Source organism: Albidovulum sp. (assembly GCF_049646345.1).
In the GTDB taxonomy this organism is placed as follows: domain Bacteria; phylum Pseudomonadota; class Alphaproteobacteria; order Rhodobacterales; family Rhodobacteraceae; genus Albidovulum.
This window is the reverse complement of record NZ_JBARVQ010000498.1, coordinates 1-8,159: the sequence shown is the minus strand read 5'-3', so window position 1 is coordinate 8,159 and position 8,159 is coordinate 1. Positions and strand designations below refer to the sequence as shown.

Here is an 8,159-nt window from a genome sequence, read left to right as displayed (position 1 = left end):
TGACTGCACTGCGGCAGATCGACGTTGCTGGAAAGCTTCTGATCTTCGATTGCTGCCGCGATGAGAACGCCACCTTCAGTTCGACCGAAACTTTGGGCGATCGCCTGATCGGGCCGATCCCCGGCGCTCAGATACAGCAAGAGCCGCAAGTGATGTGCTCCACACTTCTGGGAAAAAAAGCCTTCGGTAAGAGGGACGGACCCACGCTTTTCACGAGCGCTCTGCTCGAAGCGCTGAACGGCTTGGCTGCCAGCCCGAACTCGAACTGGCAGATCGGGTCGGGAACGCTCAGCAATGTGACTGGAAAGATCCTTGAATTGAACGAAAGGGGTGGAGCATCGGTGCAATTGCCCCAGTTTCAGTTAAGCAGGGACTTTTCGGTCGCGGTGGCTCCTCCGACCAACATGGTCACCCTCTTCATGACGGTCGAGCCGCCGTGGTCGGACGATCCTTGGAAGATCGTGCTTGAGGATGGCTCTGGAAATGGAACCAACTGGGGTCCCGCCGGTCCCGGGGCGCGGCACGCACGTATCGACCTTCCAGCGCTTGACGAACATTCGATCCGGCTTTGCGATGTCGAAGGCAATGAGCTTGCGCGGAGCGACGTGACACTGACGCCACCCGTCGCATTCCAACCCATACCAAACCCGCTTGTCTTGTCGATCCAGCGGACAAAATCGGGACGTGGCGAAGGCGATGGCCCGGGCAAGATGTTCCTGCGCGGCTTCTCCGCAGACGACGGGGTGGCACGCGTCCAGCCTATGGCACCGGGCGGTATCGGGCCAATGCTCGAAAGCGCGTCCGGCGGCAGTTTGATGGCGAACCTTCCGACAGGCAGCATCAGCGAGGCCGTGCCGCTGAACAACCTGGATCCGGGGCTGCACCGGGTCGAAGTTGTGCGCCCCGATGGCGCTCGGATTGAAGCAAACGTCAATATCCGCGGTGGCGATGAACTGGAGGTGACCGTGCCTCGCCCGGTCTCACCTCACGAGTGGATGCTGGATGCGGTACGGTCAGGGGTTATTCCGCCGGGGACCGACCGGACCGAGTCCCGGATCGACCAAACAGCCCCTGTAGTGCGACTGGTGACAGCGTCAGTGGCGGCGGGACGCATGCCCGACCGGGATGCGGGGGTTGCGGATATACGGTTGGCCGTGGGTCCAAGCGATGGACGCTTTTTCCTGTTCGATGTCGAGGACGACGCAGACGTGCGCCTTGGCGGTATTTTCTCGGGCGAGACCGGCGGCCCCGTCTGGGTTCGTGCGAAGGGCAATGGCTGGCACGAACTTGCCTTTGTTCCGACTTTGGGAATGCGCGGGCGGTGGGACGATCAATGGAACCCCTCAGTGCTGTTAGATTCCGCATGGGGACCGCGAAGCCATCTGCGAAGCTTTGTTGAAGTCTCGCGCTGGAGACCCCTCCTGGCCTTCCTGGGCAGACGCGATTTCGCCAGCAGCGCCACAGCCCTTCACGCTCTCGGAAGCGCCGTGGAGGAAGCCGTGTCCGAGAAGACCTCGAACTCGCTTGCCGCTTGCGCAGGCGCGCTGACGGCGATCGCCTGCGGACGGATAGAGGATTTCGATCTAAAGCCCAGGTGGCTGGAGAACCTGGCCAACTGGTTTCCCACCCTACCGGACGGCGCGGTCGCGCTGGGCCGGTATCTGCAGATGGCAGGCAAAGGAAGTCAGGCAAGAACTGCCTATTTGGACGCGCAGAAACGCGGTGTGCCGGTCTTTTCACTGGCGGTCGACTGGCTTGCAGAGGGGCTTCAGTCTTTGGGACTAGATCATGCCGCCGAGGCGCAGCGCTGGTCGTGGCAGAGCGACCCCCTCGGCACATTCACTGTCTTGAAGCTGCCTGAAGGAGACGGTTGAGATGTTTCGCCTTACACTACACGAAGCTTCGGAAGGAGACGCCCTAGTCCTGTCCTGGGGCAAGGACGCGGCACCGCACCACGCGGTGATCGACCTGGGCCGCACTAAAAACTATGCCGCGCTGAGGCCGTGGCTGACACAGGCAGATCGAATCGAGCTTTTCAACATAAGCCATGTCGACGCCGACCATATCTCGGGGGCGATGCCCTTAGTCCGCGAGACCACGGCACCCTTCACTCCGGGGGATGTCTGGTTCAACGGTTACCGACACCACGCCACGGCCAAACAACGCGCAAACGTGCTTGAGCCATTGTCGATAGCACAGGGCAACAAGCTGAGTGACGGGATCGAGCGCTTCGGTTGGCCCTGGAACCAGGCCTTCGCCTATGGTCCGGTCTCGGTCGATAGCGCCGCGGCGGCGGGCCCGTTGCTTTTACCGGGCGGTCTGGTTGTCATCCTGCTGAGCCCATCGGATGAGGATCTGGCCCGACTAGAGCCCGATTGGGAGGACACGCTGCAGGATGCTAATCTGCGCCGCGGCGATGCCGATGCCGAAGACGCGGCACCGCCAGGACTGGAGGCGCTGTCTGTCCTCGATGTCGAGGCGCTCGCTGCTGAACCCTTCAAGGAGGACCGTACCGAGCCCAATGGTGCATCGATCGCATTCCTTGCGGAGTTCGAAGGCAAGCGCGTTCTGCTTGGCGCGGACGCGCATCCTTCCCGCGTGGCGGCGTCGCTGAGGGCGCTGGGCCACGGTCCGGACAACAGACTGAAGCTGGACCTTTTCAAGCTTTGCCACCATGGGTCCAAGGCCAATACATCGGCCGATCTGATGCAGATGGTCGACTGCACCCGTTTTGCCATTTCGACAGACGGCACGCGGCACGACCATCCCGATCCGCAGACCGTGGCCCGCCTGCTGGCAGCCGACCCAGAGCGACACAAGACGTTTTACTTCAATGCCCGCCAGCCGAACTCGGAGATCTGGGACAATTCGGCGCTGAAGTCCCGCTGGGCCTATGAATGCGTCTTCCCCGAGCCGCCGGCGACTGCCGGGCTTGCGGTGGAAATCTGAGGAGGGCCGGATGCAGGACCGCAAGATCGCGTTGGTTATCGGCAACGGCGCCTACCGCCACGCAACCCGACTTGATGCTCCGCGACGCGACGCCAGAACAATGGCGACCACGCTGGAACGTGTCGGCTTCGAGGTGCTGGCCCCCGGGTTCGACAGTGATTACCACGACTTTCGCTCACGGACGGACGATTTCATCGATCGGTTGAGGCCTGATACAATCGCGCTGTTCTATTACTCGGGCCATGGCGCGCAAGCGCCGGACGGGAGCAACCACATGTTGCCGGTCAGCGAGCGCCTGGTCGATACGCGAGATTTCGGACGGATTACCATCCCGCTCGACAACCTTCTGGCCCAGATGCGTGCAAAGGCCCGCGTGAGCCTGTTGTTTCTCGACGCGTGCCGCGACGACCCGTTCGCCATGGGCGAAACGGGAAACGGGACGAAGAGCATCGAGATCGGGCGCATGGGCCTATCGCCGGTGTCTACGGAACATCTTGGTCAGGCGCTGATCGCCTATGCCGCCGAGGAAGGGCATGTGGCTTTCGATGCAGGCGGCGGCCTGAGCGCATTCACGGCGGCCTTATCACGGCACCTGGCAACGCCGGGCGCCGAGATCCGCGACGTGCTGACCACCGTGTGCAGGGATGTCGTGACGGAAACCGGAGGCCGGCAGACCCCCTGGACCAAGAACGCACTGCATGAATCGGTCATCCTGATTCCGGTCGCCGAAGCCAATGGTGCGTCCGATCCGGAACCGGCCCCTGCGCGCTCGACACCCCAGCCGCCACGCCCCGACGTGCCGGGGCTGCGGTCGAGCATCATCGTACTTTTGCAGGAAAGGCTGCATGGCCTGAAACATTACAATGGCCCGATCGACGGAGATGTCGGGCCAATGATGCTTCGGGCCTTGGACGAAACCTTTGTTTATTGGCCCGGCGCACCCGCAGGCATCGAGACTTGGGATGACGACATGCGCCTAATTGCATTCATTCAGCTTTGGTGCCATGCCGAAGACATCGATGGCGGGCCGGTGGATGGCGAATTCGGTCCTCTCACCGCTCGGGGTGCCGAGAGCCTTCAGAAAAGACGGGCGAGTGACGAGTTGAACCTCGAAGCTCCCTTGGTGCCAGCGAAACCCATCGACGAGGCCGTTGGCGCACAAGGTCCGGATCTCGCTGGGAACCACGGGACCACGCGGCAACCGCCTGCCGTTTGGAAGGTTCTTGGGGCGGCGATCGCCGTCGCGGCGATGTCCCTCGGCGTGGCGCTACTGACCGAAAGGCCCCCACGTCTGCTGGGGTTCGAAGTGATGAACGCCCACGAATTGCGCGACCCGAGCGGGCACAGCTTAATCCTGTCCAGACGACCCGAGCCCCTGGAACTGACCGTCACCGCCCAGGATCGCGGCTGGTCAGGCGACTTAAGGTACGAATTCTTGGTACTGCGCAAACAGGAGGACGGCGACTGGGTGAGAGAGCTCAATGGTATAGGGCGGGACCTGCGATTCGTTCCGGAATTGCCGGGTTTACACGACGTTAGATACCTGGTCACCGATGGAGGTCTGTTCAATCTGTGGCCCAAGAGAGCCGAGGTCGGCTTCCAGTTTTCGGTCAACAAGGCGAGCGCACCTGAGCCCAGAATACGGCTGAACCCGCATGTTGTTACGCTTGGAGACGGATCGGACCTGGAGTCATCCGGGACGCTGGTCGAGCCCGGACCACGTCCCGAGACCTACGAATGGCGCGTATTGCTGGAAGGTGGCATCGTCTGGAAGGGTCAGGGGGAGAACGTGACATTCCTTCCCGAAAAACCAGGCAACTACATTGTGGAACTGGAGGTGACAGATTCCTACGGACAACGTGGCACGGGCACGGCCGAACTGCGCGTCGTGGCCCCACGCTTGGAGGAGCCAAGGATCCGGGCTGACAGGCTTGTCGTGTCGCGCAACGAAAGCGTGAACCTAAAGGGGCTCCCTCACGATGACGATTTGACCTTCGTCTGGAGCGTCGGCGACGATCCCGCCCGGCTCTCGACCAGCGACGAGTATGTGTTCTCTTCGACGACACCGGGCGGGCACGTCGTGCACTTCAAGGTGGGCGACCGCTGGGGACAAAGTGACTCCGCAAGCGAAACGATCACGGTCCTGGAACCGGCGGAGCTGGATCAGGCGTTCCTCCGCGAGGTCAACGGCACGAAAGTGTATGATTACAGCGGCCGCGAGTTAATACTGAATGGATCTTTTGTGACCGGCGGCGACCCGATTCTTATCCGTGCGCATACGATCCGGGCGGCGCAGGCGACGATCCAGGCATTCCCCGTTTCCGCTCAACCTGGAAGCGCGGGTGCGTCTGGCCCGCGCGGATCATCCGGAAGCGGCACCGGCACTCCGGGCGCAGCGGGCGGTAGCGGCGAATTAGGCGGAAACGGCTCGGACGGAGGGTCGGCTGGCAACATCCGGATCGAGGCCGAACGTCTGTTCGGCACGCTGAGGATTGACAATTCCGGCCAATCCGCGGGCTCGGGCGGCCAGGGGGGGGCAGGTGGCGCTGGCGGCAACGGCGCGCGAGGCAACAACGCCTCGAGCGGTGCGTTCGATTGCAGCCGCGGGCCTCAGAACGGCGGAAACGGTGGGGCCGGCGGTGATGCCGGGCGAGGAGGAAACGGAGGAGACGGCGGTGATGCCGGAGCGGTCGAAGTGAGGCTGGGCGAAGTTGATCCCGACGCGTTGGTCGAAGTTCTGGCCCAAGGGGGTGATGGCGGTGCGCCGGGATCTCCCGGTACGCCGGGTTCTGGCGGTGCGGGAGCGTCCCGGGGCTCGGCAAACGGATTGTGCAGGCAGACGGCCAGCAATGGATCTGGGGGCAGCAGTGGGCAGCAATCAGCCCCGGGCGCCGCCGGCACCGCCGGAACGGACGGTGCAATTCAGATTGTAATTGGCGGACAACTGGCCAGAGTCGCCACCGGAACCCTAGAATTCGTGGGCGCTAACTGAGAAACTGGCGATGTAAGGTGCCGGGGACGTAGCATGATCGAATATCGAGAGGCGGCTTTGTTCTGCCCGATGCGGAGAGTTGCGAGATACCGGTCCGCTTCGGGGATCAACGCGGCCCGAAAGGCCAAGCAGCGTGTAAGAAAGGGGCGCAGCGCAAGACCAAGATAGAAATTCTAGATATGAACAGATAGCTGTATCGACACGGCAATAATACGATAGGGCCACTCGGAAAAGAATTTTTGTGCCATGAAATAAAATTGGCGTCATTTTAAAGAGTAGTCCTCTTAAAATCTCCGTACATCCAGACGCCAGATAGATGCTCAGACTTTGCGAACAACATCGATGATGGCACGGGGCCCAATCGCAAAGGGCCCCCAAACAAGCACTGGGATCGGCTTGCCTTCCTTGTCTTGCGCGAAAACTCTGATTGCGCGCTGATCTGTTGTGGCATTGACGCTGTATCCGCCACTCTCTGGAAACCTACCCTTGTTCCGAAGAAACAAGCTAGAAAACCAACCGCGGTCGCTCGTCCCGTTGACAGTCCCAACAACGGCTTCCTGACCCGGCTCACCATAAAGCACAGTGATCGGCCCGACCGCTTCATTGCGAGCGATTGTGACAGAAATCCACGCGGTCGTGTCGTCCTTCGGTCCAGCAACTTCGGCCGGTGGCCCCAATGGGCGGATGCCGAAAGCGCGAAATACACGGTTCACGCCAGCACTGCCGCCGGCGATGATCATCGCGGTCAAAATGTAACCAACCGTGCTGTTATCAAAACCGTTGGATATGCCCAAATAGGCATTCACCAAGCGCGAGGCGATATCCAACTCAAAGAAAGCGACGAAGAACCAGGAAAAAGCAAAAGCGATGAGAGCGTTCGTCCCTGAGGTATTGAACGTCCTGAGATAGGGTCGCCAACGAAAAAGAAGTTGCAACCCACTTTCGACGACGATCGCCAATACAAAAAGAATAAATAAGGCTTTTAACGACGCATCGTAAGTTTGATTGCTGCCAAACACCGAAGCGCCGTCGATGATGCGGAAGGTTGTGTTCTGATCCTCTCCATCAAGCTGGTAGGAGAGCTCGACCAACTCTTGAGGAATGTCGTTGGGAGCAATGAAGATCAGGCGTGTCACACCATCTTCGTCCATATTAACGACGGCAGTCCCTTTTGAAGCGGTAACATTCGCGATTTCGCCAACGGTCTCGACGACAACGACTGAATTGCTCGGCTCTAAAATGGTTGCAGCAAAGGCTGAGCCCAGCATCCAGAAAAAGGTAACAAAAGCCAAGACAAATGATTTCATCGGCGCCTCCATTAAAATCGTTAATTTGAATTTTTGAACGCGTAGTTTATATTACTCTCTCAATTGAAAGATCGAAAAAACAATCAATCCCCCTGCGACATCGCAACTGACCGAAACAGGAGAATTCGATACTACTGAAAATTCAGGTTCAAAACAAGTGGAAGGTCACCTGCGTCTCAACCGCTCAATCTGCTCATCCGACGCGCACGGACCTTCCTGTCCGCCGTCGCGCTGGCAGCAACCGTCATTTTCTGACTTTGACGATCAGTGCGCCTGGAGCCTAATCGCGATGTGACCAACAGCTTTTAGCCATCCCTTTGCCGGACAGAGAGCCAGCCGGTGCGCAGGCTGCCGGGCAGCCAGGTCGAGCCGGTGCGGCCGATCTTCTGAAGCGTCATCCGGCTGTTCTCGTCCTGCTGCACGTGCTGGAAGGTGTGCCAGCGGTACATCGCGCGCTGCCGGACGCGGCCAAGCTCCATGTCGCGCGGATCGACCATCTCGATCACCGTCGCCCGGCTGCCGCGCCCGTAAAGCGGAAGCGAGGCATGGGTCTTCTCGGCCTTCATCTTGTCGTCATTCGGCATGTCGAGGCGGATCAGCCCGTAGCCCGACGGGTTCAGCTGCCCAGGTTCGGCCTTCACGCTCAGCTCCGCCGTCGCATCGCTCACCAAGACCGTCAGACGATCGCCCGGTTCGGCAGCGCTCGACAAGAGGAACAGCGGCAGGCCGAGCGTCGCGAACCTGCCTGAATACACCGAGGGGATGGCGGTGTGCTTTACCGTTGTCTGGGTTCCGTCACGATCCAGCGTCACCTCTATCGACACTTCGACGCTGCCGATATGCAACGCGCCATTGTCGATGTTGAACGCATCAGAATTCTCCGGCAGCAATAGACCGCAGACCAGAAAGTC

General features: G+C 60.5%; 5 protein-coding genes. 3 read left to right on the top strand and 2 right to left on the bottom strand.

Features of this window, described 5'->3' with window-relative positions:
• The 3 genes from WBB85_RS12580 to WBB85_RS12570 form a co-directional block, all read left to right on the top strand.
• Positions 1 to 1,874 (top strand): hypothetical protein (locus WBB85_RS12580; RefSeq protein WP_432638953.1); only part of this gene is annotated, 1,874 nt, incomplete at its 5' end.
• Position 1,875: 1 nt separating this feature from the next.
• Complete coding sequence (locus tag WBB85_RS12575) at positions 1,876 to 2,949, top strand: hypothetical protein (protein ID WP_432638952.1); 1,074 nt, start codon at positions 1,876 to 1,878, stop codon at positions 2,947 to 2,949.
• Positions 2,950 to 2,959: 10 nt separating this feature from the next.
• Positions 2,960 to 5,941 (top strand): caspase family protein, encoded by a 2,982-nt coding sequence (locus WBB85_RS12570; RefSeq protein ID WP_432638951.1) that lies wholly within the window; start codon positions 2,960 to 2,962, stop codon positions 5,939 to 5,941.
• A gap of 320 nt (positions 5,942 to 6,261) precedes the next feature.
• On the opposite strand, the gene WBB85_RS12565 is transcribed toward WBB85_RS12570, so the two are convergent.
• Both WBB85_RS12565 and WBB85_RS12560 read right to left on the bottom strand, forming a co-directional pair.
• Positions 6,262 to 7,248 (bottom strand): hypothetical protein, encoded by a 987-nt coding sequence (locus WBB85_RS12565; RefSeq protein ID WP_432638950.1) that lies wholly within the window; start codon positions 7,246 to 7,248, stop codon positions 6,262 to 6,264.
• A 305-nt stretch (positions 7,249 to 7,553) separates the two neighbouring features.
• A partial coding sequence (locus tag WBB85_RS12560; protein ID WP_432638949.1) for a hypothetical protein occupies positions 7,554 to 8,159 on the bottom strand: 606 nt, incomplete at its 5' end.